The 24188-nt window shown below is 59.7% G+C and carries 21 protein-coding genes; 11 read left to right on the top strand and 10 right to left on the bottom strand.

The annotated features are described in order from the left end of the window. The first annotated feature begins 91 nt into the window (after window positions 1–91). From ACEN8R_RS23125 to ACEN8R_RS23090, 8 genes are all read left to right on the top strand, one after another. The gene (locus ACEN8R_RS23125) at window positions 92–1165 is read left to right on the top strand and encodes a fatty acid desaturase (protein WP_018929355.1); all 1074 of its coding nucleotides are present in this window, start codon (window positions 92–94) and stop codon (window positions 1163–1165) included. Between the two features lie 378 nt (window positions 1166–1543). Then, window positions 1544–2125, top strand: coding sequence for an alpha/beta hydrolase (locus ACEN8R_RS23120; protein ID WP_018929354.1), 582 nt, complete (start codon window positions 1544–1546; stop codon window positions 2123–2125). A gap of 55 nt (window positions 2126–2180) precedes the next feature. Further along, window positions 2181–3113, top strand: a complete 933-nt coding sequence (locus tag ACEN8R_RS23115; protein ID WP_086944178.1) for a sigma 54-interacting transcriptional regulator — start codon at window positions 2181–2183, stop codon at window positions 3111–3113. A 261-nt stretch (window positions 3114–3374) separates the two neighbouring features. Beyond that, entirely contained in the window at window positions 3375–4157 is a 783-nt protein-coding gene (locus ACEN8R_RS23110; protein WP_007941045.1) for a MetQ/NlpA family ABC transporter substrate-binding protein, read from the top strand. Window positions 4158–4800: 643 nt separating this feature from the next. Continuing rightward, window positions 4801–5466, top strand: a complete 666-nt coding sequence (locus tag ACEN8R_RS23105) for an amino acid ABC transporter permease (RefSeq protein WP_018929351.1) — start codon at window positions 4801–4803, stop codon at window positions 5464–5466. Then, complete coding sequence (locus tag ACEN8R_RS23100) at window positions 5447–6106, top strand: amino acid ABC transporter permease (RefSeq protein ID WP_018929350.1); 660 nt, start codon at window positions 5447–5449, stop codon at window positions 6104–6106. The genes ACEN8R_RS23105 and ACEN8R_RS23100 overlap by 20 nt, the downstream gene beginning before the upstream one ends. Continuing rightward, entirely contained in the window at window positions 6103–6885 is a 783-nt protein-coding gene (locus ACEN8R_RS23095) for an amino acid ABC transporter ATP-binding protein (RefSeq protein ID WP_018929349.1), read from the top strand. Before ACEN8R_RS23100 ends, ACEN8R_RS23095 begins: the two co-directional genes overlap by 4 nt. Beyond that, window positions 6882–7763 (top strand): transporter substrate-binding domain-containing protein, encoded by an 882-nt coding sequence (locus ACEN8R_RS23090; RefSeq protein ID WP_086944175.1) that lies wholly within the window; start codon window positions 6882–6884, stop codon window positions 7761–7763. The genes ACEN8R_RS23095 and ACEN8R_RS23090 overlap by 4 nt, the downstream gene beginning before the upstream one ends. Window positions 7764–7842: 79 nt before the next feature. Here the strand turns inward: ACEN8R_RS23090 and ACEN8R_RS23085 are convergent, their stop codons facing one another. Continuing rightward, entirely contained in the window at window positions 7843–9003 is a 1161-nt protein-coding gene (locus tag ACEN8R_RS23085) for an AAA family ATPase (RefSeq protein WP_018929347.1), read from the bottom strand. Between the two features lie 302 nt (window positions 9004–9305). On the opposite strand from ACEN8R_RS23085, the gene ACEN8R_RS23080 reads away from it, so the two are divergent. The 3 genes from ACEN8R_RS23080 to ACEN8R_RS23070 are packed head-to-tail and all read left to right on the top strand — an operon-like array spanning window position 9306 to window position 14523. Further along, a complete protein-coding gene (locus tag ACEN8R_RS23080) occupies window positions 9306–10409 on the top strand; it encodes an efflux RND transporter periplasmic adaptor subunit (RefSeq protein WP_026286661.1) in 1104 nt (367 codons plus the stop codon). After that, window positions 10406–11473 (top strand): efflux RND transporter periplasmic adaptor subunit, encoded by a 1068-nt coding sequence (locus ACEN8R_RS23075; protein WP_064615807.1) that lies wholly within the window; start codon window positions 10406–10408, stop codon window positions 11471–11473. The genes ACEN8R_RS23080 and ACEN8R_RS23075 overlap by 4 nt, the downstream gene beginning before the upstream one ends. Beyond that, a complete protein-coding gene (locus tag ACEN8R_RS23070; RefSeq protein WP_495624375.1) occupies window positions 11470–14523 on the top strand; it encodes an efflux RND transporter permease subunit in 3054 nt (1017 codons plus the stop codon). The genes ACEN8R_RS23075 and ACEN8R_RS23070 overlap by 4 nt, the downstream gene beginning before the upstream one ends. 3 nt (window positions 14524–14526) lie before the next feature. On the opposite strand, the gene ACEN8R_RS23065 is transcribed toward ACEN8R_RS23070, so the two are convergent. The 9 genes from ACEN8R_RS23065 to tcyN form a co-directional block, all read right to left on the bottom strand. Continuing rightward, complete coding sequence (locus ACEN8R_RS23065) at window positions 14527–15156, bottom strand: class I SAM-dependent methyltransferase (protein ID WP_018929343.1); 630 nt, start codon at window positions 15154–15156, stop codon at window positions 14527–14529. Window positions 15157–15220: 64 nt separating this feature from the next. Then, window positions 15221–15865 (bottom strand): methionine ABC transporter permease, encoded by a 645-nt coding sequence (locus tag ACEN8R_RS23060; protein ID WP_018929342.1) that lies wholly within the window; start codon window positions 15863–15865, stop codon window positions 15221–15223. After that, complete coding sequence (locus ACEN8R_RS23055; RefSeq protein WP_495624374.1) at window positions 15855–16976, bottom strand: methionine ABC transporter ATP-binding protein; 1122 nt, start codon at window positions 16974–16976, stop codon at window positions 15855–15857. Before ACEN8R_RS23055 ends, ACEN8R_RS23060 begins: the two co-directional genes overlap by 11 nt. Before the next feature lie 2 nt (window positions 16977–16978). Beyond that, on the bottom strand, window positions 16979–17788 hold the full coding sequence (locus ACEN8R_RS23050) for a MetQ/NlpA family ABC transporter substrate-binding protein (protein WP_258612946.1): 810 nt from the start codon (window positions 17786–17788) through the stop codon (window positions 16979–16981). A gap of 174 nt (window positions 17789–17962) precedes the next feature. Then, window positions 17963–19315 (bottom strand): LLM class flavin-dependent oxidoreductase, encoded by a 1353-nt coding sequence (locus ACEN8R_RS23045; protein ID WP_018929339.1) that lies wholly within the window; start codon window positions 19313–19315, stop codon window positions 17963–17965. Further along, window positions 19315–20508: an SfnB family sulfur acquisition oxidoreductase gene (locus ACEN8R_RS23040; RefSeq protein ID WP_018929338.1), complete on the bottom strand. Its 1194-nt coding sequence runs from the start codon at window positions 20506–20508 to the stop codon at window positions 19315–19317. Before ACEN8R_RS23040 ends, ACEN8R_RS23045 begins: the two co-directional genes overlap by 1 nt. A 23-nt stretch (window positions 20509–20531) precedes the next feature. Beyond that, window positions 20532–21773, bottom strand: a complete 1242-nt coding sequence (locus ACEN8R_RS23035) for an SfnB family sulfur acquisition oxidoreductase (RefSeq protein WP_018929337.1) — start codon at window positions 21771–21773, stop codon at window positions 20532–20534. A 393-nt stretch (window positions 21774–22166) separates the two neighbouring features. After that, on the bottom strand, window positions 22167–22931 hold the full coding sequence (locus ACEN8R_RS23030; RefSeq protein ID WP_018929336.1) for a hypothetical protein: 765 nt from the start codon (window positions 22929–22931) through the stop codon (window positions 22167–22169). 505 nt (window positions 22932–23436) lie between these two features. Then, complete coding sequence (tcyN, locus tag ACEN8R_RS23025) at window positions 23437–24186, bottom strand: L-cystine ABC transporter ATP-binding protein TcyN (protein ID WP_007939567.1); 750 nt, start codon at window positions 24184–24186, stop codon at window positions 23437–23439. Window positions 24187–24188 lie beyond the last annotated feature (2 nt).

The following is a 24188-nucleotide window of genomic DNA, read 5'->3' as shown; positions in this document are numbered from 1 at the left end:
CGCGTCCGGTCAACAGGTTGGCGTTCACGGCTACCGCTGTGTGAAGCATCACAGGGCAGGATGCGAACATCAATAACCAGAGGATGGAAGCATGGACGGTACTTCTGCAAGTCCCCAGCGACTGAATGCAGCACAACGATCAGCGCATATTCGCCAGGTGGTATTGGCCAAGGGCGTCGAGTTGCGTCGGCGCTACCCGATTCTCAACCATCAGGACGCCTTGGGTGCGGGCATCCTGGCCTTCGCCCTGGCCGGGATGATCGGTTCGGCAGTGCTCTATATCAACGGATACATGGCCTGGTGGGCATGCCTGTTGGTCAACGCGTTCTTCGCCTCGTTGACCCATGAACTTGAGCATGACCTGATCCACAGCATGTATTTTCGCAAACAGCGGGTGCCGCATAACCTGATGATGGGCCTGGTGTGGCTGGCGCGGCCGAGCACCATCAATCCGTGGATCCGCCGCCATTTGCACCTCAACCACCACAAGGTGTCCGGCACTGAAGCCGACATGGAAGAGCGGGCGATCACCAACGGTGAGCGCTGGGGTTTTGCGCGGCTGTTGATGGTTGGCGACAACGTGATGTCGGCGCTTATCCGCATGCTGCGGGCCAAGACCTGGGCGCACAAGTTCAGCATCCTCAAGCGCTCCCTGAAAGTTTACGCACCGCTGGCGCTGATGCATTGGGGGGCGTGGTATGTGTTCCTCGGTTTTCACGCCGTCAACGGCATCGCGCATCTATCGGGGGCGCCCATCGAATGGTCGGCGACGACATTGGCGGTGATGCAAGTGATCGACATCGCTGTCGTGGTGATCATCGGTCCGAACGTGTTGCGCACGTTCTGCCTGCACTTTGTAAGCTCGAACATGCACTACTACGGTGACGTCGAGCCGGGGAATGTGATTCAGCAGACTCAGGTCTTGAACCCTTGGTGGCTGTGGCCGTTGCAGGCGTTCTGCTTCAACTTCGGCAGCAGCCACGGGATCCATCATTTTGTGGTGAAGGAGCCGTTTTACATCCGCCAGATGACGGTGCCGGTGGCGCATGAGGTGATGCGTGAGATGGGGGTTCGGTTCAATGATTTCGGGACGTTTGCACGGGCGAACCGATTTGCGCACAAGGCGACCACAGAACCCCGTCAGGTGCATGCCGCTCAGGTTTGAGCAAGGCACCCGGAAACTCAAAGGCGAAAAACGCTCGTCATCAATTTGACCCAAAGGGACGCTAAGTTGTGACGCAAGCAGCGAGGGGGCGGCGATTGCCGAAGATGATTCGTATATGTGATTTAGGTCTAATAAAGTAATTAAATATTCCTTTATTGGATAACCGATTTCGCCAATCATCGGCTTCAGGATTGTTGATCAGCGCAAACAGATTTTGTGTTTCCGGGGCCGTCTCCTTGGCAGGGTGCGGCCCCTTTTTTATTTCGGGCAAACACATATTCGATATTGGTCTTAATAAATAGCTTCTTATTCCTTAACGAATATAACTCTCCTCCCTATACTCGATCAGGAACAGACACACAGCAGGAGAGCTCCCCCATGCGCAACGAATCAATTCGCTACCTGATTGTGCCGGGCTGGCAAGGATCGCCAGAAGATCATTGGCAAACCCACTGGCAGAACAGTCTGCCAAACAGCGCGCGGGTGGAGCAGGCCGATTGGCTGACGCCTCGTCGTGAAGACTGGGTCGCGGCGTTGGCCGAGGCGATTGCCGCCGACAGCACGCCTGTGATCCTGATCGCCCATAGCCTGGGTTGCATCACCGTTGCCCATTGGGCAGCCACCGCGCCGCTGCAATTCTTGCGTCAGGTGCGCGGCGCCTTGCTGGTCGCGCCGGCGGACGTCGAGCGCCCGGCCTGCGCGCCGGCGCTGCGCAACTTTGCGCCGATCCCGACCCATTTATTGCCGTTCCCGAGCCAGGTCGTCAGCTCTGACAACGACGCCGCCGTGAGCGCGCCACGTGCGCTTGAACTGGCGCGTCAATGGGGCGCCGAGGCGGGGATTTTATCGGGGGCCGGGCACATCAACGTGAAGTCCGGTCACCGGCGCTGGGAGCAGGGTTTTGCCTATCTCTATCGCCTGCAAAACCGTATGGAACACCACGCCCTGCGACGTGCGTAAACCTTTTTCTTGTTAAACGCCCCCGCCTCCCGGCGGTTTTGGGCGGGAGTCTGCCATGAGTTTGCATGAAATCTTCGGTCAGCCATTGCTGACCTTTCCCGATGCGGAGAAAAGCCCGCTGAGCATCCGCGCCAAGGCGCTGGTGTTTGTCGATCCGCGTTCCCGGCAATTGCGCCAGGAGCTGGAACAATTGGCGCCACGTTCGATCTCGGTGTTGATTCGCGGTGAAACCGGCAGCGGTAAAGAACTGCTGGCGCGGCACATCCATCGCGCCAGTGATCGTGGCGGGTTGTTCGTGTCCGTCAATTGCGGCGCGATCAGCCCGACTTACGCCGATGCTGAACTGTTCGGCTATGCCGCCGGCAGTTACAGCGGTTCGGCCAGCAGTCGTGCCGGCTGGTTCGGCTCGGCCAACGGCGGCACCTTGTACCTGGACGAGATCGGCGACCTGCCGCTGCCGATCCAGATCAAGTTGCTCGCAGCCCTGGAAAACCACGAAGTCACCCGCGTCGGTGCGCACCAGCCGAGCCCGGTGGACGTGCGTCTGGTGGCGGCCACCAGCATCGATCTGGCCCAGGCAGTGGCGGCCGGAAAATTCCATGAGCGGCTTTATCACTACCTCAGCGAGGGCCAGCTCGAACTGCCGGCCTTGCGTGAGCGGGTGGGCGATATTTTATCGCTGGCCGAATACTTCCTCGGCATCTACAGCCAGCGCCTCGACCTGCCGGTGCCACTGATCAGCGAAGCCGCGCAGCATCTGCTGGAGCAACACAGTTGGCCGGGCAACACCCGGGAGCTGGAGAACGTCATTCACTTTGCGCTGCTGGTGAGTACTGGCGATGAGATTTTGCCGGAGCATTTGAATCTGCCCGAGGCGCCTGCATCGTTGCTACAGATCGAGCAGCAACTGAAAAAAATCCTCGGCAGCGGCTCCGCCGCCGAAAAAGAGGCCTTGAAAGACCTGCTCAAAGCGACGGGGCTTCTGTAGGAGCGAAGCTTGCTCGCGAATCAGACAACTCGGTCTGTCTGGAGGACGGCTTAGTGGGCAAGTCGCGCTCCTGCAGGGTCGTGCATGGATTTATGGAAGGGGGGCTGTATGAACAAAATGGAATATGAAAGTGAATAAAAGATATTGTTCGGGAATAAAAAATCCCGGTATCGTCCGCGTCACGCCAGCGATAGCACTTCACTGGCACCTAAACATTTAGCCGTCGTCGATGACGACCGTGATTTTCGATAAGGACACTGCATGAAAAAGGTTCTGTTGTTCACCGCATTGGCGGCTGCCCTGACCGCGGGTCTGGCCCAGGCTGGCGAGAAACTGGTGGTTGCGGCGACGCCGATTCCACATGCCGAGATTCTTGAACTGATCAAGCCTACCCTCGCCAAAGAAGGCGTGGACCTGGAAATCAAAGTCTTCACCGACTACGTTCAGCCGAACGTGCAGGTCGATCAGAAGCGTCTGGACGCCAACTACTTCCAGACCCTGCCGTACCTGAAAAGCTTCAACGAAGGCAAAGGCACGAACCTGGTGACTGTGATCGGCGTGCACGTCGAACCGTTCGGCGGCTACTCGAAGAAAGTCAAAACCCTGGCTGAGCTGAAGGACGGCGCAACCATCGCCATCCCGAACGAAGGCAGCAACAGCGGCCGTGCCCTGATCCTGCTGCAGAAGGCTGGCCTGATCGAGTTGAAAGACCCGAAAAACGCTTTGGCCACCCCGAAAGACATCGCCAAGAACCCGCACAATTTCAAGTTCAAGGAACTGGAATCGGCCATGCTGCCGCGCGTTCTGGACCAGGTCGATCTGGACATGATCAACACCAACTACGCGCTGGATGCGGGCCTGAACCCGGCTAAAGACGCGCTGGTGATCGAAGGTGCCGATTCGCCTTACGTGAACTTCCTGGTGGCACGTCCAGACAACAAGGACAGCGTTGCCATCCAGAAGCTGGCCAAGGCCCTGACCAGTCCTGAAGTGAAGGCGTTCATCGACAAGAAATACAGCGGCGCGGTACTGCCGGCGTTCTGATTGATCGCCGTCTCGAACCCCTTCAAGGTTTCAAACGCCGACGGCTACTACAGCGTCGGCGTTTTTTATTGAGGTGTGTTTCACCTGTGGTGAGGGGGCTTGTCGGAACGCCGCTTCGCCCCGTTCGGCTGCGCAGCAGTCGCCGATCAGTCCATGAGGTGTGTCAGAGGGAATCGGAATACAGGTTTTAGGGCCGCTTCGCAGCCCAACGGGGGCAAGCCCCCTCGCCACAGCAAGTCCCCAGCCACAGGGAACCTGCTCTCGGTCTAGGCCTCTCTGGCCTTCAACGCCCTGCGCAGCGCCACCAGCAATTTCACGATGTCCTGCGGGTCCAGCCGCGGCGGCACTTTTACGTCAGCCATGTTCTCTTCCTTGTGATGGTTCGGCCGGGGGAGTCTGGCCAAAAGCTGCACGTCCTTGGAGGGGCATTTTGAAAAAAAGATCCCTCCTACAGCGCAAAGGAAAATAGCCGTCTCCCGCTGCCGTCGCAAATCCGCAGGATAGTTTTTTGCGTGATATCAATATGCTTTAACGGTATTTAAATTCCTCTTTTTATACCTTTAAAGTCGATGCCTGCCGGGTGGTTATCCACTGCCCATGGACTGCGCCATCGTCGCTTACCGAGCGGTGTACAGGATGTTCAATGACCTTCGATTACGCATTTATCCTCAGCACCTTGCCGGCGTTTCTCAAAGCCGTTGGTGTGACGCTGCAGGTCGGCTTCATCGCCATCGGCACTTCATTGCTGGTGGCGCTGGTCAACGCGACGATTCTGGTGTTTCGCACGCCTTACCTGCAGCGCCTGGTCGGGCTGTATGTGGAGTTGGCGCGTAACACGCCATTGCTGATCCAGTTGTTCTTCGTCTACTTCGCCTTGCCGGCCCTGGGCATCAAAGTCTCGGGCTTCGCCGCAGCGATCATCACCATGACCTTTCTCGGCGGAGCCTACCTCACCGAAGTCTTGCGTGCCGGCGTGGATGCGGTGCCCCAGGCGCAACTTGAGTCCGGTCGTTCAATAGGCTTGTCCCACGGGCAATTGCTGCGCTACGTGATCTTGCCGCAGGCCGGCATCCTCAGCCTGCCGTCGCTGTTCGCCAATTTCATATTCCTGCTCAAGGAAACCACGGTGGTCTCGGCGGTGGCGGTGCCGGAGATTCTCTACACCACCAAGAGCTACATCGCGCTCTATTACAAAACCTACGAAATGCTCGCCGTGCTGACGTTGATCTGCGTGCTGTTGTTTTTGCCGTTGTCGCTGCTGCTCAGCCGTCTGGAAAGGAGGCTCCAGCATGGCCAGTTCGGGTCTTGAGTTGCTCATGGTGTCGTTGCCGCAATTGGGCAAGGGCGCTGCACAAACCTTGTCGATTTCTTTCCTGAGCATCGCCTTCAGCACCGTCGGCGGGGTGCTCTACGGCGTGTTGCGCACGCTGAATTCGACATGGCTCAACGCAATGCTGCGGGTTTATCTGGAATTGTTCCGGGCGATCCCGGTGCTGGTCTGGTTGTATTTGTTGTTCTTCGGCCTGCCGATTTTTTTCGGCCTGAGCATTCCGAGCTTCTGGTGCGCGGTGCTGGTGCTGTCGCTGTGGGGCGCCAGCGAAGTCGGGGAAGTGGTGCGCGGCGCCTTGCATTCGTTACCGCGCGGCCAGCGAGAAGCGGGATTGTCGATTGGCTTGAACGGCCCGCAACTCTATGGCTACGTGCTGCTGCCCCAGGCGCTGAAACGCATGACGCCGCCGACCATCAACGTCTACACGCGGATCATCAAGACCAGCTCTCTGGCGGTGCTGATCGGCGTGGTGGACGTGATCAAGGTCGGCCAGCAGATCATCGAGCGCACCTACGAATCGGTACTGATCTACGGCGCGCTGTTTCTGTTTTTCTTTTTCATCTGCTACCCGCTGTCAGCCGCTTCCCGCGTGCTGGAGCGGCGCTGGACGCAAGCATGAGCGCATTGATCGAGTTCAAGGGTTTCAACAAGTTTTTCGGCGAGCAGCAGGTGCTCAACGGCATCGACCTGAAGGTGAGAACGGGCGAAGTGATCGTCATCCTCGGCCCCAGCGGTTGTGGCAAAAGCACCTTGCTGCGCTGCCTCAACGGCCTGGAAGTCGCTCACAGCGGCAGCTTGAATTTTGCCGGGCGTGAGTTGCTGGACAAGGGCACCGACTGGCGCGAAGTGCGTCAGCAGATCGGCATGGTATTCCAGAGTTATCACCTGTTTCCGCACATGAGCGTGCTCGATAACGTGCTGCTTGGCCCGGTGAAAGTGCAGAAGCGCGACCGCCGCGAAGCCCGTGCCCAGGCCGAAGCCTTGCTGGCGCGCGTAGGCCTGTTGGACAAGCGCGACGCGTTCCCGCGTCAGCTTTCCGGTGGTCAGCAGCAACGCATCGCCATCGTCCGTTCGCTGTGCATGAACCCCCAAGTCATGCTCTTTGACGAAGTCACCGCCGCCCTCGACCCGGAGATGGTCAAGGAGGTACTCGAAGTGATTCAGGGGCTGACCCGCGAAGGTATGACGCTGCTGATCGTCACCCACGAAATGGCCTTCGCCCGCGCCGTGGCCGACCTCATCGTGTTCATGGACGCCGGGCGCATCCTTGAGCAACAACCCCCCGAGATTTTCTTTACGAACCCGCAAACCGCACGAGCGCAGCAGTTCCTGGAGAAGTTCTCCTTCGTCGCCGCACTACCCAAAACGACTCAAATAAAGGAATTGGAACTGCCATGAAAACTGCCAAGTCTTCTCTGCTGCTACTCCCGCTGTTCGGCCTGGCGCTGCTGGCCGGTTGCAACAAAACCGAAGAGCCGGCCAAGCCGAAAGTCGCCAGCGTCAGCAGCGCACCGGCCGGTTACCTGGAAAAGATCAAAGCCCGGGACAAGCTGATTGTCGGCGTGTTCACCGACAAACCGCCGTTCGGTTTTGTCGATGAAGCCGGGCGCTACGTGGGGTTCGATACCGACATTGGCCGCCAATTCGCCAAGGATCTGTTGGGCGATGAAAACAAAGTCGAGTTCGTGGCGGTGGAGCCGGCGAGCCGGATTCCATTCCTGCAAAGCGACAAGGTCGACCTGATCCTGGCCAACATGACCGTCACCCCGGAGCGCAAGGAAGCGGTGGACTTCACCAACCCGAACCTCAAGGTGGCGGTGCAGGCGCTGGTGCCGCAGGCCAGTTCAGTGAAGAACCTTGATGACTTGGCGACCCGCACGACTATCGTGACCACGGGCACCACAGCCGATGTCTGGCTGACCAAAAATCACCCGGACTGGAAACTGCTGAAGTTCGAGAAAAACTCCGAGTCCCTGCAAGCCCTGGCCAATGGTCGCGGCGACGCTTATGCGCAGGACAATCTGGTGCTGTTCAGCTGGGCCAAACAAAACCCGGGCTACCGTGTACTGGAGCAGAAGTTGGGCGCCGAAGCACCGATCGCCCCGGCGGTAAAGAAGGGCAACATCGAACTGCGTGATTGGGTGAATGCGGAGTTGGCGAAGCTGGGTGAGGATAAATTTTTGCTCAAGCTGTACGACCAGTACGTGCGTAAAGAGCTGAGCGATGACACCAGGCCTGAGAGCGTGATTGTCGAGGGTGGGAAGTGGCAGGGGTGATTTGCTTCAGCTGATCGTTCCCACCTGTGGTGAGGGAGCTTGTTCCCTCGCCACAGAGCGAGGGAACGATCAGTGTGTCTCAGTCGGGCCAATACCACACCGGCTCATCCAGCATCCGCTGCCCGACCATCCCGGTCTGGCCGAAATCTTTCTCCAGCACAATGCAATTGCATTCCGGGTCTTGCTGCAATGCCGAGATCAAGCGCCGCGCATGGGACACCACCCACACCTGGCACTGTTCGGACGCTCGAATAATCAACCGCGCCAACGCCGGCAACAAGTCCGGATGCAGACTGGTTTCCGGCTCATTCAGTACCATCAGCGTCGGCGGCCGGGGTGTCAGCAATGCCGCGACCAGCAACAGATAGCGCAACGTCCCGTCCGACAATTCGGCGGCGGACAGTGGCCGCAACAACCCTTCCTGATAAAACTCGATTGCAAATCGGCCACCTTGCAGCAATGCGATGTTCAGCGTCGCGCCGGGGAACGCATCGCTGATCGCCGCCTGCAAGGCTTCGGGATCGCCGATTTCGCGGATGGTCTGTAATGCCGCCGCGAGGTCGCGACCGTCGTGGTGCAACACCGGCGTGCGAGTGCCCAGTTGTGGTTGTCGCGCCGGAGCTTCGGCATCGCTGCGAAAGTGATCGTAGAAGCGCCAACGGCGGATGAATTCACGCAGCTGCAAGACTTCCGGCGAGGTACGCAAGCTACCAACCTGATCGAACAGGCTGTCGAAATTCGGCGTGCGCTGGGCCAGCACCTCCCAGCCGCGTCCGGCCCGTGTGCGAATCATCGGGCCGTCGCGATCCACCAGCAGGCTGGCCGGGCGATAGAACGGCCCGGACCAGATGCATTCCCTTTTGATTTCCGGGTCCAGAGAAAACGCGGAAAGACTCGGTTCCGCAAGGCCCAGCGCGATCGAGTAGCTGAAGTCTTCGCCGGCAAACCCCAGGCGCAGGCGCTTGACGCCGTGTCGCATGGTTGCCTGGACCGGGATTTCACCAGTGCGCATGCGCTGGGTGATGGTTTCCGGCCCGGCCCAGAAGGTCGAATCCAGCCCACCCTCGCGTGCCAAGCCATTGACCACTCCACCCTGAGCAGTTTCCGCCAGCAGACGCAAGGCGCGGTAGAGATTGGATTTACCGCTGCCGTTGGGGCCAGTGATCAGGTTCAGCCGTTCGAGCGGAATCACCAATTTATTGATCGAGCGGTAGTTGGCCACCGCGAGGGTTTTGAGCATGGGGAGCTTCCTGCTGCAGGGTCCGCCAGTTTGTCTTATCGTCGGCGACTGTGATCGTCTGTGACGAGGGAGCTTGCTCTTGCTGGGCTACGAAGCGGCTCAAAAAAGTTAAACGAGGTGTGTCAGGCAAAACGAGATAGCAGGTTTGCGTCTGTTGCGCAGCCGAGCGGGAGCAAGCTCCCTCGCCACAGGATAGTCCCCAGGCCATAAGGTACGTAGCAAACCCGTGCACCTGTTGAACCCTGTTCTAAGCTCACAGTCGTATCGTCACTGGCACGTACGTACAACGCAAAGGAGTCTGCATGGCGGGTCCTGGATTGAAATTAATGGTTGGCCTGAGCCTCTTCGCCTTGCTGACCGCCTGTGGTGAAAAAAAGCCCGTCGAGAAGGACCGTCCGCGAGTCTTCGTGCAAGAGGTCAAGCCAACCGATTACGCCGCCGCGGTGACACTCACCGGTGATGTTCAGGCCCGAGTCCAGACCGAGTTGTCGTTCCGCGTGGGCGGCAAGATCATCCAGCGCATGGTCGATGTCGGTGACCGGGTGTCGGCCAAACAAGTGCTGGCCAGGCTTGACCCCAAAGACCTGCAAACCAATGTCGATTCGGCCCAGGCCCAGGTGGTTGCCGAGCAGGCGCGGGTCAAACAGACTGCCGCCGCCTTCGTTCGCCAGCAAAAACTCCTGCCCAAGGGCTACACCAGCCAGAGCGAATACGACTCCGCCCAAGCGGCCTTGCGCAGCAGCCAGAGCGCATTGAGCGCGGCTCAAGCGCAATTGGCCAACGCCCGCGATCAACTGAGCTACACCGCGTTGATTGCCGATGCGCCAGGCGTGATTACCGCGCGCCAGGCCGAAGTTGGCCAGGTGGTGCAGGCCACGGTGCCGATTTTCAGCCTGGCCCGGGATGGCGAGCGTGACGCGGTGTTCAATGTTTACGAATCGCTACTGACCGAACCGCCGTCAGACCGATCGATTGTGGTCAGCCTGCTCGACAATCCGAAAATCAAGACCACGGGCACCGTTCGGGAGGTCACGCCAGCGGTGTCCGCGCAGACCGGCACGGTGCAAGTCAAAGTCAGCCTCGATGGTCTCCCTGAAGGCATGCAGCTCGGCTCGGTGGTGAGCGCCACGGCCAAGCCAGTGGGTAAAACCGCAGTGGAACTGCCCTGGGCGGCCCTGACCAAAAACCTCAGCGACCCGGCCGTGTGGCTGGTGGACGCCGAGGGCAAGGCGCAGTTGCACACGGTCACCGTTGGCCGTTACCTGACCGGCAAAGTCATTGTCAGCGCCGGCCTCACCGGTGGCGAAAAAGTCGTCACTGCGGGCGGCCAGTTGCTGCACCCGGGCGTACGGGTGGAGGTCGTCGAAAATACCGATCAGACCCCAACCACAGGAGCCCAACCATGAAGCACCTGTTGCTGTTGTCCGCCGCTGTACTGCTGGTCGCCTGTTCCAAGGAAGAAGCGCCGCCAGAACCGGTGCGGCCGGTGTTGTCTGTGGAAGTGAAAGCGCTCCATCAAGAGGATCTCGGCCGGTTCGCCGGCAGCATTCAGGCCCGTTACGAAAGCAATGTCGGTTTCCGGGTGCCGGGGCGTATCGCCAGCCGCAATGTCGATGTCGGCGCCGAAGTCCAGAAAGGCGCCTTGCTCGCCACCCTCGACCCCACCGATCAGCAGAACCAGTTGCGCTCGGCCCAGGGTGATCTGGCGCGTGTTCAGGCGCAGCTCATCAATGCCCAGGCCAACGCCCGGCGTCAGCAGGAGTTGTTCAATCGCGGGGTCGGTGCCCAGGCACAACTGGACATCGCCCAGACCGAACTGAAAACCACCCAGGCGTCCCTCGATCAAGCCAGGGCCGCCGTCAACCAGGCGCAGGACCAACTCAACTACGTCGAGCTGCGCACCGATCACAAAGCCATTGTCACCGCGTGGAATGCCGAAGCCGGGCAAGTGGTGACCGCCGGCCAGCAAGTGGTGACCCTGGCGCAGCCGGACATCAAGGAAGCGGTGATCGACTTGCCCGACACCCTGGTCGATGATTTGCCGGCCGACGTGGTGTTCCAGGTCGCCTCGCAACTGGACCCGAGCATCACCAGCACCGCCATCGTGCGCGAAATCGAACCCCAGGCCCAAAGCGCGACCCGTACCCGTCGTGCCCGCCTGAGCCTGACCGATACGCCGCCGGGTTTTCATCTCGGCACGGCGATCAGCGTGACCCTCAGCTCTGAAATCAAACCACGCCTCGAACTGCCGGCGAGCGCATTGCAGGAGGTCGATGGGAAAACACGGATCTGGGTCGTCGATCCACAGACGCAAACCGTTGCCCCAAGGGAGGTCAGCCTGGTCAGCCGGACCGACGACACAGTGGTCGTGGCCAACGGTGTGAAATCCGGCGAGCGGGTGGTCAGTGCCGGTGTGAATAGCCTCAAACCGGGGCAGAAAGTGAGAATTGATGAGGGCAGCCCGCAATGAAAGGGAGTTTCAACTTATCCGAGTGGGCCCTCAAGCATCAGTCGTTTGTCTGGTATTTGATGTTCGTCGCGCTGTTGATGGGCGTGTTCTCCTACCTGAACCTGGGACGCGAAGAAGACCCGTCGTTCACCATCAAAACCATGGTGATCCAGACCCGTTGGCCCGGCGCGACCCAGGAAGAAACGCTCAAGCAAGTCACTGACCGGATCGAGAAAAAACTCGAAGAACTCGACTCGCTCGATTACGTGAAAAGCTACACCCGCCCCGGCGAATCAACAGTCTTCGTTAACCTGCTCGACACCACCAGCGCCAAGGACATTCCGCAAATCTGGTACCAGGTGCGCAAGAAGATCAACGACATCCGCGGCGACTTCCCGCAAGGCCTGCAAGGGCCGGGCTTCAACGATGAGTTCGGTGACGTGTTCGGTTCGGTGTATGCCTTTACCTCTGACGGCCTGTCGATGCGCCAGCTACGCGATTACGTGGAACAGGTGCGTGCCGCAATCCGTGAAGTGCCAGGGTTGGGCAAGGTCGAAATGATCGGCGAGCAGGATGAAGTGCTGTACCTGAACTTCTCCACCCGCAAACTCGCCGCCCTCGGCATCGATCAGCGCCAGGTGGTGCAGAGCCTGCAATCACAGAATGCCGTGACCCCGGCGGGAGTGATCGAGGCCGGCCCGGAGCGGATTTCGGTGCGGACCTCGGGGCAGTTTGCCTCTGAGAAAGACCTGGCCAACGTCAATCTGAAGCTCAACGACCGCTTCTACCGCCTGGCCGACATCGCCGACATCAGCCGTGGCTATGTCGATCCTGCCACCCCGGAGTTTCGTTTCAACGGCCAGCCGGCCATCGGCCTGGCAATCGCCATGAAGAAGGGCGGCAACATCCAGGCATTTGGCAAGGCGCTGCATCTGCGCATGAACGAGCTGACGGCCGACCTGCCGGTGGGCGTTGGCGTGCACAACGTTTCCGATCAGGCCGAAGTGGTGGAAGAAGCTGTCGGCGGTTTCACCAGTGCGTTGTTCGAAGCCGTGGTGATCGTGCTGATCGTCAGCTTCGTCAGCCTTGGCGTGCGCGCCGGGCTGGTGGTGGCGTGTTCGATTCCGTTGGTGCTGGCGATGGTCTTCCTCTTCATGGAATACAGTGGCATCACCATGCAGCGGATTTCCCTCGGAGCGCTGATCATCGCCCTCGGCCTGCTGGTGGACGACGCGATGATCACGGTGGAGATGATGGTCACGCGCCTGGAAATGGGCGAAACCAAAGAACAGGCGGCGACCTTCGCCTACACCTCGACGGCGTTCCCGATGCTCACCGGCACGCTGGTTACCGTCGCCGGTTTCGTGCCGATCGGTTTGAACGCGAGCTCCGCCGGTGAGTACACCTTCACGCTGTTCGCGGTGATCGCGGTGGCCATGCTGGTGTCATGGATCGTCGCCGTGCTGTTCGCCCCGGTACTCGGTGTGCATATTCTGAGCAGCAATGTGAAACCTCACGACGCAGAGCCAGGGCGCATCGGTCGGGCGTTCAATGGCGGCCTGCTGTGGGCCATGCGCAATCGCTGGTGGGCCATCGGTATCACCGTGGCGCTGTTCGTGCTCTCGGTGTTTTCCATGCAGTTCGTGCAGAACCAGTTCTTCCCGTCCTCGGACCGCCCGGAAATCCTCGTCGACCTGAACCTGCCGCAAAACGCCTCGATCGCCGAAACCCGCAAAGCCGTGGACAAGCTCGAAGCGACGCTCAAGGGCGACCCGGACATCGTGCGCTGGAGCACCTACATCGGCGAGGGTGCGATCCGTTTCTACCTGCCTCTCGACCAGCAGTTGCAGAACCCGTACTACGCGCAACTGGTGATCGTCAGCAAAGGCCTTGAGTCACGCACGGCGCTGACTGCTCGTTTGCAAAAGCGCTTGCGTGAAGACTTCGTCGGCATCGGCAGTTACGTCCAGGCCCTGGAAATGGGCCCGCCGGTGGGGCGTCCGATTCAATACAGGGTCAGCGGTAAAGACATCGATCAAGTGCGCAAACACGCGATCGCCCTGGCCACTGAACTGGATAAAAACCCGCACATCGGCGAGATCATTTACGACTGGAACGAGCCGGGAAAAGTGCTACGCATCGACATCGCGCAAGACAAGGCGCGGCAACTGGGGCTGTCGTCGGAAGACGTGGCGAACCTGATGAACAGCATCGTCGTCGGCTCGCCGGTGACGCAGGTCGATGACGACATCTACCTGATCGACGTGGTCGGCCGCGCTGAAGATGCCGAGCGCGGCAGCCCGGAAACCTTGCAGAACTTGCAGATCGTCACCCCCGGCGGCACTTCGATACCGCTGCTGGCGTTCGCCACGGTGCGCTACGAACTGGAGCAACCGCTGGTATGGCGTCGTGACCGCAAACCGACCATCACCATCAAGGCTGCGGTGCGCGACGAGATTCAGCCGACCGACCTGGTGAAGCAGTTGCAACCGGACATCGACAAGTTCGCCGCCGGTTTGCCGGTGGGCTACAAAGTCGCCACTGGCGGCACGGTGGAGGAAAGCGGCAAGGCCCAGGGGCCGATTGCCAAGGTGGTGCCGTTGATGCTGTTTTTGATGGCGACCTTCCTGATGATCCAGTTGCACAGCGTGCAGAAGCTGTTCCTGGTGGCCAGCGTCGCGCCGCTCGGCTTGATCGGCGTGGTGCTGGCGCTGATCCCGACGGGCACGCCCATGGGCTTCGTGGCGATCCTCGGGATTCTGGCGCTGATCGGCATCATCATCCGCAACTCGGTGATTCTGGTGACCCAAATCGATTCTTTCGAGAAGAGCGGTTATACGCCGTGGGACGCGGTGGTGCAGGCCACGGAACATCGGCGTCGGCCGATTTTGTTGACGGCAGCGGCGGCGAGCATGGGGATGATCCCGATTGCCCGGGAAGTGTTCTGGGGGCCGATGGCCTACGCGATGATTGGCGGGATCATCATCGCCACCTTGCTGACGCTGCTGTTTTTGCCGGCGCTGTATGTGGCCTGGTACAAGGTACGCGAGCCGAAGAAACAAGCGCCGTAACGATCAGTCGGCTCGACGCCAAACGCTGGCCAACCAAGGCTGCTGCTCCCGCGGCAGCCCTGCCGGCCGGTAGTAATGCTCAAGCTCCACAAACCCCGCCTCGGTCAGCATTTGTTGCCACGCCGCCAGGTCGTAATACGCCCCATAACGCGGTCCGTTCCAGCCTTCCTGATTCTCGCCACGGGGATTGGAACTGAACAACACACCGCCCGGCTTCAATGCCGCGCGCAGTTGCTTCAACACCCTGGGCAACTCCTGACTCGGGACATGAAACAGCACCGCATTGGCAAAAATCCCGTCAAACCGCTCGGCTGGCAGATCGAGCTTCAGGAAGTCCTGCTGCCAGACCTCACACCCGCTGTCGTCCCGAGCCATCTGCGCAAGCTTTTCCGAACCGTCGAGCCCGATGGCGATGTGGCCCAGGCGGGTGAAGGTTTTCAGGTCGCGGCCGGGGCCACAGCCAAAGTCGAGAATGCTGAAGGGCGCCTCACCCTGGATGTGCCGCAACAGGGCATCGATGTTCTGGCTGACATCGTGATCGCGAGTGCCTTCACGGAAGTCCTCGGCCACCGCATTGTAATGGCCCAGGGTGGTAGAGGTGATCTGCTCCAGGTCGGCGGGAGTCTGTTTCATGGTCGGCTGCACAGAAAAAGAAAGAAGCACTGACTATAAGCGCTTTCGCACTTTTGATCTTGATTCAGCGCTTGTTCAACCCCCGCGCCAACCGATCCCCACCCAACTGAATCACCGCCACCAACACCACCAGCAACACAATCACCGTCAACATGATCTGGCTGTCAAAGCGCTGATACCCATATCGATAAGCAATGTCGCCCAACCCACCAGCGCCAATCGCCCCGGCCATGGCCGACGAGTTGATCATGGTCACCAGCGTAATGGTGAAGCCGCCGACAATCCCCGGCAGCGCCTCGGGCAGCAGCACATGCCAGACGATATGCCAGCGTCGGCAACCCATTGCCTGCGCCGCTTCGATCAACCCGTGGTCGACTTCCCGCAGGCTGACTTCGGCGATGCGTGCGAAGAACGGCGTAGCGGCAATAGTCAGCGGCACCACCGCTGCCCAAACGCCATAAGTGGTGCCGACGATCAACCGGGTGAACGGAATCAGCGCCACCATCAAAATCAGAAACGGAATCGAGCGGAACAGGTTCACGAACGCGCCCAGTGCGCGGTTCAGCGCCGGTGCTTCGTAGATCCCGCCCTTGGTGCTGGTGACCAGAATCACCGCCAGCGGAATGCCCACCAACAGCGCGATCAGTGACGACACGCCGACCATCAGGAAGGTATCGATGAAACCTTGCAGCAATCGATCAAACCACATAACCCAGCACCTCCACCTGTTGCGCCCAATGACTGGCGCGCTGACGCAATTCCTCGGCACCGAGGGACGAACCGGTCACCGCCAGCAGTAATTGCCCCAGCGCATGGCCCTGAATCCGTTCCACGCCCCCTTGCAGCAAACGCACGCGGCCACCGAGGGCGCTGAACAGCGCCGCCAGGTCTGGCTCGTCGCGGGTATTGCCAGTGAATTGCAAGCGCAGGACCACGGCAGCGTCCGAAGACTGCGGCTGTGCCTGCAAGCGGCTTTGCAGTTCGTCCGGAAGGCCGTGTTGCAGCGGTGCGAGCAAGGTCTTGCTCACTTCATGCTGCGGGTTGCCGAAGACTTCCCAGACCGGCCCTTGCTCGACGATTCGCCCGTGCTCCAGCACCACGACCCGATCGCAGATATCGCGGATCACCGCCATCTCGTGGGTGATCAGCACGATGGTCAGGCCCAGGCGCTGATTGATCTCGCGCAACAGGCCGAGGATCGATTGGGTGGTCTCCGGATCGAGGGCCGAAGTGGCCTCGTCGCACAGCAGAATCTCCGGGGCATGCACCAACGCACGGGCGATGCCGACACGTTGTTTCTGCCCGCCGGAAAGCTGCGCCGGATAAGCCTTGTGCTTGCCTTGCAGGCCGACCAGTTCGAGCAATTCACGGACCTTCTGCTCGCGTTTTTCCTTGGGAACACCGGCGACTTTCAGCGGCAACTCGACGTTCTGCCAAACCGTCTTGGCCGACATCAGATTGAAGTGCTGGAAGATCATGCCGATGCGTCGGCGCAGCGCCACCAGACGGTCTTCATCGAACTCGCCGATGTCCACCTGATCGATCAGCACTCGCCCGCTGCTCGGTTGTTCGAGGCGGTTGATGGTACGGATCAGAGACGACTTGCCGGCACCGCTGCGCCCGATGATGCCGAACACTTCGCCGCGTTGGATTGCCAGGTCGATACCGTGCAGGGCCGCCACCGGACCTTGCTGGCCATTGTAGGTTTTACCCAGGCCGATGAAGCGCACGTGGGCGCGGTTCAGCTCGGGGTGGAGCTCGGTGCGTTCAGCACTGTGTGGCTCTGGAGTCTCCAGTCGCCGTTGGATGGCGGCCGTCATGCTCAGCTTTCCCAGCCAGCTTGATAGAGCTTGCCATGGGTCTTATCCAGCGCTGCGCGAACCGCTGGCGAGTGCTGATAGATGTCGACGAATTTGATCAGCCGTGGGTCGGTTTTGCTTTTCGGCTGGATCACGAACTGGATTACGTATTCCTTGTGATCGAGACCGTCGAACAGCAGCGCGGAGCTGGCATCGAAGGTTTTCGACAGGCGAATGTAGGCCGGATAACCCTGGACCAGATCGGCGTCGTCATAGGCGCGTACCAGTTGCACGGCTTCAACCTGAAGGATTTTGATTTTCTTCGGGTTGGCGATGATGTCTTCTTCGGTGGCCTTGTAGCCGACGCCCGGTTTGAGGGTGATCAAGCCTGCCTTGGCTAGCAGTTGCAGGCCGCGACCGCTGTTGATCGGGTCGTTGGCGATGGCCACGCTGGCGCCTTCTGGCAACTGGGCGAAGCTTTTGTATTTCTTCGAATAGAGGCCGACGTTGTTGATGATGCCCGGGGCGAACGGCACCAGATCAAAGCCGGCCGCGGCCTTGGCGTTTTCCAGGAACGGGATGTGCTGGAAATAGTTCACATCGATGTCGCCCGAGGCGAGGCTGACGTTGGGAGCGATCCAGTCGCTGAATTCCACCAGTTCGACTTTCAGGCCTTGTTTGCTGGCTTCCTCTACGGCGGCTTCCAGCGGAATGGCGAAGGCGGCGGTGGTGCCGACTTTCAGCGGCGCGTCGGCGGCGAAGGTGATGGAGCTGAAGAGGCCGAGGGCCAGGGCCAGTGCTTTGACTGGGTGGGATAAGAGTTTTTTGGTCATGATGATTTTCCAGTCAATTGTTTAATGTGCATGCTTTTGTGGCGAGGGAGCTTGCTCCCGCTGGGCTGCGAAGCGGCCCCAAAGCCATTCAATGAGGTCAGTCAGTTGAAACTCGCCAGCAGGTTTTGCGACTGCTGCGCAGTCGAGCGGGAGCAAGCTCCCTCGCCACAGTTTTTAGTGTCGGTAGTGGGAGCCCGTGTGTTGCTCAGGCAAATGCGCGTCACGCTGAAACAGTTTTTCCCGCAGGCTGCCGTCGTCGTAAGCGGTCTTGTATGACCCTCGGCGCTGCAACTCCGGAATCACCAGCTCAATGAAATCCACATAGCTTTCCGGGGTGACGATCCGTGTCAGGTTGAAGCCGTCGAGGCCGGTTTCGGCGATCCATGATTCCAGCTCATCGGCCACTTGCTCAGGTGAGCCGACCACGGTGATGTAGCGGCCACCGAGGGCGTGTTGTTCCAGCAGTTTGCGGCGGGTCCAGTCGTTGTTTTGCAGGTTCTTGGTGGCAGACTGGATGGCGTTGCTCTTCACGTACTGGATCGGTTCGTCGAGTTCGTACTCGGAAAAATCGATCCCGGTGGACGCCGAAAAGTGCGCGACGCCGGCCTCGGCGCTGGCGTAGCTCAGGTATTCGGCATGCTTGGCCCAGGCCAGCGCTTCGGTGGCGCCGACGATCACGTTCAAGCCCATGAACACCTTGATGTCCCAAGGATTGCGCCCGGCCTCGACGGCGCTGGCGCGAACCTTGTCCACTTGAGCCCGGGTCGCCGGTTTGTTCTGGCCGCTGATGAACACGCACTCGGCATGCCGACCGGCGAACAGCAAACCGCGATCGGAGCTGCCGGCCTGGAACAGCACCGGCGTGCGTTGCGGCGACGGCTCGCAGAGGTGATAACCCTCGACCTGATAGAACTCGCCCTTGTGCTCGACCTTGTGCACTTTGTCTGGCTGGGCGTAGATCCGTTGCTCGCGGTCGTTGAGCACCGCGCCGTTTTCCCAGCTGCCTTCCCAGAGTTTGTAGAGCACTTGCAGGTATTCGTCGGCCTGGTCGTAGCGTCGGTCGTGTTCCACCTGCTCGCTGAGGCCCATGGCCTTGGCGGCGCTGTCCAGATAGCCGGTGACGATGTTCCAGCCGACCCGTCCACGACTCAGATGATCGAGGGTCGACAGGCGTCGGGCGAACAGATACGGCGGCTCGTAGGTCAGGTTGGCGGTCAGGCCGAAGCCGAGGTTCTTGGTGACCGCGGCCATGGCCGAGACCAGGAGCAGCGGATCGTTGACCGGCAACTGGATCGACTCTTTGAGCGGCACGTCGATCGAGTTCTGGTAGACGTCGTACACACCGACGATGTCGGCGATGAACAGACCGTCGAACAGTCCGCGCTCCAGCAGTTGCGCCAGTTCGGTCCAGTATTCGATCGTCTTGTACTGGGTGGACGTGTCCCGTGGATGGGTCCACAGACCATGGTTGATGTGCCCGATGCAGTTCATGTTGAACGCGTTGAGCAGGATCTTCTTTTTGCTCATCAAATGGTCCCCCGCAACGGCGGGTTTTCATCGTTGAGGTAGTAATTGCCCACCGCGTGGTATTTCCAGCGCACCGGGTCGTGCAGGGTGTGCACCCGGGCGTTGCGCCAGTGGCGATCGAGGCCGTGCTCAATCAGGGTCGCCTGGCTACCAGCCAGTTCGAACAACGTGCTGCCGGCGGCGAGGGAGATCTCGGTGCTGATGGCCCGGGCTTCGGCAACCGCAATCGACGCGGCGGCGACGGTCTCGGCATTGGTGTCGGCCTGGGCCTGGTCAAGGAATTCGCCGGAGCGCTCCAGCAAGGCTTCGGTGGCGTGCAGGCGAATGCTCAAGTGGCCGAAGCTCTTGATGGTCAGTGGGTCTTCGGTGGCTGTTTCATGCGTGGCGTCGATCCACGGCCGGGTTTTGGTCCGCACGAAATGCAATGCATCTTCATAGGCTGCGCGGGCAATGCCGGTGTCGATCGCGGCGTGGAGAATCTGCGCCAATGGGCCGACAGTGGTCGGGCGTTCGAATGCGCTTTGAAATGGAATCATGTCCTCGGCGGCAACGTAGACATCCTCGAACACCACCGAACCGCTGCCGGTGGTGCGCTGGCCGAAGCCGCTCCAGTCGTCGATGACCGTCAGGCCTTTGCTGTTGTGCGGGACGAAGGCCAGCTGTTGCACGCCGTTTTCATCCACTACTGAGGTGGGGATGCGCTGGGCGTAAATGGCGCCGGTGGCGTAGAACTTGCGGCCGTTGATGCGATAGCCGTCACCGTCGCGGGTCAGGCGGGTGACGCGGTCATGGGCGGTTTTGGTGCCCAGTTCCGCCAGTGCGTTGCCGAAACGCTGGCCTGCCAGCACTTCGGCGTACAGGCGTTTTTTCTGCTCATGGCTGCCGTTCACACGGAGCACTTCGAGGGCGTAGAAATGGTTCTGCGGGATCTGCCCCAGGGAGCCGTCAGCCTGGGCGATCAAAGCGATCACTTTGGCCAGGGTGACGTTGGAAACCCCGGCGCCGCCGTATTCCTTTGGCACGCTGATGCCCCAAAGACCCGAACGGGAAAACACTTCCAGTTCCGGGTGCGGCAAACGACGTTCGCGGTCGCGCAGGGCGCTGTCGCGTTTGAAGTCGTCGGCCAGGTCACCGGCGACGATCAGGGCTTGCTCATCGCTGGTAATGACCGCGACGTTTCGAGAAAGAGACATGTGTTTCTCCAGCGATCTGGTCGTTAAATCCAGGAGTGGCGAGCCGGCAACGTGCCGTTCAAGTGATAAGCGCCAACCGCGTGATATTTCCAGCGCACCGGGTCGTGCAGCGTGTGCACCCGGGCATTGCGCCAGTGGCGGTCGAGGTTGAACTCGGCGAGGGTGGCGCGGCTGCCGGCCAGCTCGAAGAGTTTTTCGCTGGCCAGCAGCGAGATCTCGGTGGTCAGCACTTTGGCCTCGGCAACGGCAATCGAGGCGCGTGCCGCGGACTCGGCGGTAAGCGGCGCGGCGTTGACCTGATCGAGCACTTGCCCGGCCTTGCGCAGCAGCGCTTCGGCGGCGTGCAGTTCGATTTTCAGCTTGCCGATATCGGCGATCACGTAGAGGTCGTCGCTGGCCCGTTCGACCTTGGCGTCGATCCAGGGCCGGGCACGGGTTTTCACGAATTCGATGGCGTCATCGATAGCGCCCCGGGCGATGCCGGCGTCGATGGCTGCTTGAATCAGCTGCGATACGGCGCCCTGAGTGTTCGGGCTGTCGTTGATCCTCCAGTTATCCACCACCAACTCGGCGTCGACCCGCACGTTGTTGAGCAAAATGGTGCCGCTGGCGGTGGTGCGCTGGCCGAATCCCGACCAGTCGTCAACGATGCGCAAACCCGGCGTGCCACGACGAACGAAGGCCAACACTTGCTTGCCGTCGTCGTTCAGCGCCTTGACGGCCACCCAATGGGCGAACAAGGCGCCGGTGGAGTAGAACTTCTGCCCGTTGATGACGAAGCCATCGCCGTCTGCGGTGATTCGCGCCTTGAGCTCCAGGGTATTTTTGGTACCGCGCTCCGGCCCCGCGTTACCGATCCGCCAGCCTTCGAGCACGCTTTTGAACAGCTGTTTTTTCTGCGACTCGGTGGCACTGCCCAGTATCAGGTTGAGAATCCCGAACTGGTTCTGCGGGATCTGCCCCAGGGCCGGGTCGGCTGCGGAAATGATTGCGAAGACTTCGGCAACGGTGACGAATGAAACCTGTGGGCCGCCGTACTCACGCGGGATGGCAATGCTGCCCAGGCCGCTGCGGGTGAACTGTTCGATTTCCGACCAGGGCAACTTGCGCTGCTGGTCACGTTTGGCGGCGTGCAGGCGGGCGACTTGCGCCAGCTCTTGGGCAGCCTTGATGGCTTGTGCGTCGTTGCGCAAGACCTGCGCGGGCAACAACAATGGGGCGATGTCCAGATCACTCTGGATGATTGCATCTGCCAGATTGGACATCAGTGCCGCTCCTTGGCTGCACGCAATGCCCTGGCGATTTGCACTGGGGTGATTGTGTTCCGGACCATACCTACCTCACATCTCATGAAAACGCCGCAGGTGTTGCGGCGAACGAAAAACACGAATGTCCGGTGGTCCGGTGTATATACCCTAAACGCGTATAAATAATTAATGAACTAACTTTTAGGAATATGCATAGAAGGGTGGCATCGCCAGGACGGTCGAGCCCTGTGGCGAGGGAGCTTGCTCCCGCTCGGCTGCGAAGCAGTCGCAAAATCGGCCATCACGATTCAATTACACAAACACGTGAGCCAGTTTTGGGGGCGCTTCGCACCCCAGCGGGAGCAAGCTCCCTCGCCACAAAAAGCCCTCATATCGTGCACTACAGGCGCTTCACTTCTTTCGAGGCTCAGCAGCTTTGAGCACTTCTTTGGGCGGCACTTTCAGGTAAGGATTGGCACAGCCGATTTTCAGTGTGCGTGCCGGTGCCCAGCGCGAGTTGTTACCCACCCGGTCGAGGATGCAGTAGGTCACTTCCAGTCGAAGGTCTTCGCCGGCTTCGAGAATGATTGCCGGTGGCACCCAGACGTGAATCGGCTGACCCACATCGTCGGCCTTGAGTTTGGGCAGGTCCATGCGCACATCGCCCCAGCGCAGGGTGATTTCGTCGTCGGCGGCCATGTTCAGGTAGGGTTCGATGGTCAATGGCACACCGCGCTTGACCTGGTTCGGATTGACCCCCTGACGGCGAATGGTCTCGGGAATGAACACCGGCGCCAGGCTCTGGTTTTCCTCATCGCAAAGGGGCGAGGGTAGGCCGCCGGGGCAATCGAGTTTGATCTGGACACGCGCCGCTGGTGATACTGCTGGCCCTTGCCCGATCTGCATGACCTTGTAATGGACGCGAGCAGAACCGTTGGCAATGAAGCTTTCCGGCACCCGCAGGCTCACCGCTTTGTTGCCATGATCCGCTCCCAATACGCTGGAGGCCACGTAGCAGTTGTTCCAGAACAGCTCGATCAGGTCGCCTTCGTCCATGCCGGGATAAGGCGGTACGTCGATCATAAGATGAGCGGCCGAGGTGATGCTGATGCCGGCCTTGTGAGTTTGCGCCAGGGTCGGGGCTGCAAGTTCGGGTTTGTTCGAAGTGCTTGTCATGGGGTTCTCTCCTTGACGCCTTACCGCGAAGTCCGTTTCTGAAAGATCGAAAGGCGTGAATTACCAGGCAACAAAACGATTCACTTTTTGTGTATTTGAAGAGTGATCGAGTTTGATGGAAGTCGCTTGTTGGAGACTAGATAAGAGTGGGTTCGAATAGGTGTCAATAGTGTTTATTGGTTAAAGGTTGGTTCTTGGGTTATTCAGAAATCTCCTACGTAGTGCAGTTAATAAACCCTAATGCTCTGTCGAATTTAGTCCAATTTTTGATGGGCTGCATGCCTTGGAGGTGGCAACCCATGGACTGTGGGTGGCGAGGGTTTTTATGGATTCTAAGCGAGATGAATCTGTTGCAGGACATATATATGTACCGCATGGAAGGGTGGAAAGTTATCTATGATTGGAGTTGATCAAGGCGGTCGTTGAAAGCGAATAGAAGATTTTATCAGTCGAGGAAAGTGCCACTTCCATCCATGGAAGTTGACAGTTTTTAGTAGAAATTGAACTAGGCGTTGTTAAGGAACTTGCTGAGAAACTGCTTCGTCCGTTCTTCTTTCGGGTTGGCAAAGAGTGCCTTGGCTTCGCCCTGTTCGACAATCACACCCTTGTCGAAAAACACCACACGGTTGGCCACGTCCCGAGCAAAACCCATCTCGTGGGTGACGATCACCATGGTGCGTTTCTCCTCGGCCAGGCCGCGGATGGTCGCCAACACTTCGCCCACCAATTCCGGGTCCAGCGCCGAGGTCGGTTCATCGAACAGGATCACTTCCGGTTCCATCGCCAGCGCCCGGGCAATCGCCACACGCTGTTGCTGACCGCCGGAGAGGCGTCGCGGGTAAGCGTCTTCCTTGCCCGCCAGGCCGACCTTGGCCAACAGCTTTTTACCCAAGGCAACGGCGTCGGCTCGTGGAATCTTTTTCACCACGATCGGGCCTTCGATAACGTTTTCCAAGGCTGTGCGATGGGGGAACAGATTGAAGTTCTGGAACACAAAACCCACGTGCTGGCGAAGGCGTCGTACCAGGCTCTGCTGCTGGTTCAGGGGGCGGCTGCCATCGATCTCGATGTCACCGACCTTGATCCGGCCGCTGGTGGGTTCTTCCAGAAAATTCAGGCAACGCAGGAACGTGGTCTTGCCCGAGCCGCTGGGGCCGATGATTGCCACCACCTCGCCTTCCTTCACCTGCAGATCGATGCCGTTGAGCACCACCTGACCCTTGAACTGCTTTGTCAGTTTTTCCACGACAATCATTG

The organism is Pseudomonas sp. Pseusp15 (genome assembly GCF_059492165.1).
Note: the sequence above shows the minus strand (reverse complement) of the source record. Positions and strands in the feature narration are given on the sequence as shown.

Coding starts and splice junctions, on each gene's coding strand:
- ACEN8R_RS23125 (WP_018929355.1), top strand. CDS start 92: ATGGACGGTACTTCTGCAAGTCCCCAGCGACTGAATGCAGCACAACGA.
- ACEN8R_RS23120 (WP_018929354.1), top strand. CDS start 1,544: ATGCGCAACGAATCAATTCGCTACCTGATTGTGCCGGGCTGGCAAGGA.
- ACEN8R_RS23115 (WP_086944178.1), top strand. CDS start 2,181: ATGAGTTTGCATGAAATCTTCGGTCAGCCATTGCTGACCTTTCCCGAT.
- ACEN8R_RS23110 (WP_007941045.1), top strand. CDS start 3,375: ATGAAAAAGGTTCTGTTGTTCACCGCATTGGCGGCTGCCCTGACCGCG.
- ACEN8R_RS23105 (WP_018929351.1), top strand. CDS start 4,801: ATGACCTTCGATTACGCATTTATCCTCAGCACCTTGCCGGCGTTTCTC.
- ACEN8R_RS23100 (WP_018929350.1), top strand. CDS start 5,447: ATGGCCAGTTCGGGTCTTGAGTTGCTCATGGTGTCGTTGCCGCAATTG.
- ACEN8R_RS23095 (WP_018929349.1), top strand. CDS start 6,103: ATGAGCGCATTGATCGAGTTCAAGGGTTTCAACAAGTTTTTCGGCGAG.
- ACEN8R_RS23090 (WP_086944175.1), top strand. CDS start 6,882: ATGAAAACTGCCAAGTCTTCTCTGCTGCTACTCCCGCTGTTCGGCCTG.
- ACEN8R_RS23085 (WP_018929347.1), bottom strand. CDS start 9,003: ATGCTCAAAACCCTCGCGGTGGCCAACTACCGCTCGATCAATAAATTG.
- ACEN8R_RS23080 (WP_026286661.1), top strand. CDS start 9,306: ATGGCGGGTCCTGGATTGAAATTAATGGTTGGCCTGAGCCTCTTCGCC.
- ACEN8R_RS23075 (WP_064615807.1), top strand. CDS start 10,406: ATGAAGCACCTGTTGCTGTTGTCCGCCGCTGTACTGCTGGTCGCCTGT.
- ACEN8R_RS23070 (WP_495624375.1), top strand. CDS start 11,470: ATGAAAGGGAGTTTCAACTTATCCGAGTGGGCCCTCAAGCATCAGTCG.
- ACEN8R_RS23065 (WP_018929343.1), bottom strand. CDS start 15,156: ATGAAACAGACTCCCGCCGACCTGGAGCAGATCACCTCTACCACCCTG.
- ACEN8R_RS23060 (WP_018929342.1), bottom strand. CDS start 15,865: ATGTGGTTTGATCGATTGCTGCAAGGTTTCATCGATACCTTCCTGATG.
- ACEN8R_RS23055 (WP_495624374.1), bottom strand. CDS start 16,976: ATGACGGCCGCCATCCAACGGCGACTGGAGACTCCAGAGCCACACAGT.
- ACEN8R_RS23050 (WP_258612946.1), bottom strand. CDS start 17,788: ATGACCAAAAAACTCTTATCCCACCCAGTCAAAGCACTGGCCCTGGCC.
- ACEN8R_RS23045 (WP_018929339.1), bottom strand. CDS start 19,315: ATGAGCAAAAAGAAGATCCTGCTCAACGCGTTCAACATGAACTGCATC.
- ACEN8R_RS23040 (WP_018929338.1), bottom strand. CDS start 20,508: ATGTCTCTTTCTCGAAACGTCGCGGTCATTACCAGCGATGAGCAAGCC.
- ACEN8R_RS23035 (WP_018929337.1), bottom strand. CDS start 21,773: ATGTCCAATCTGGCAGATGCAATCATCCAGAGTGATCTGGACATCGCC.
- ACEN8R_RS23030 (WP_018929336.1), bottom strand. CDS start 22,931: ATGACAAGCACTTCGAACAAACCCGAACTTGCAGCCCCGACCCTGGCG.
- tcyN (WP_007939567.1), bottom strand. CDS start 24,186: ATGATTGTCGTGGAAAAACTGACAAAGCAGTTCAAGGGTCAGGTGGTG.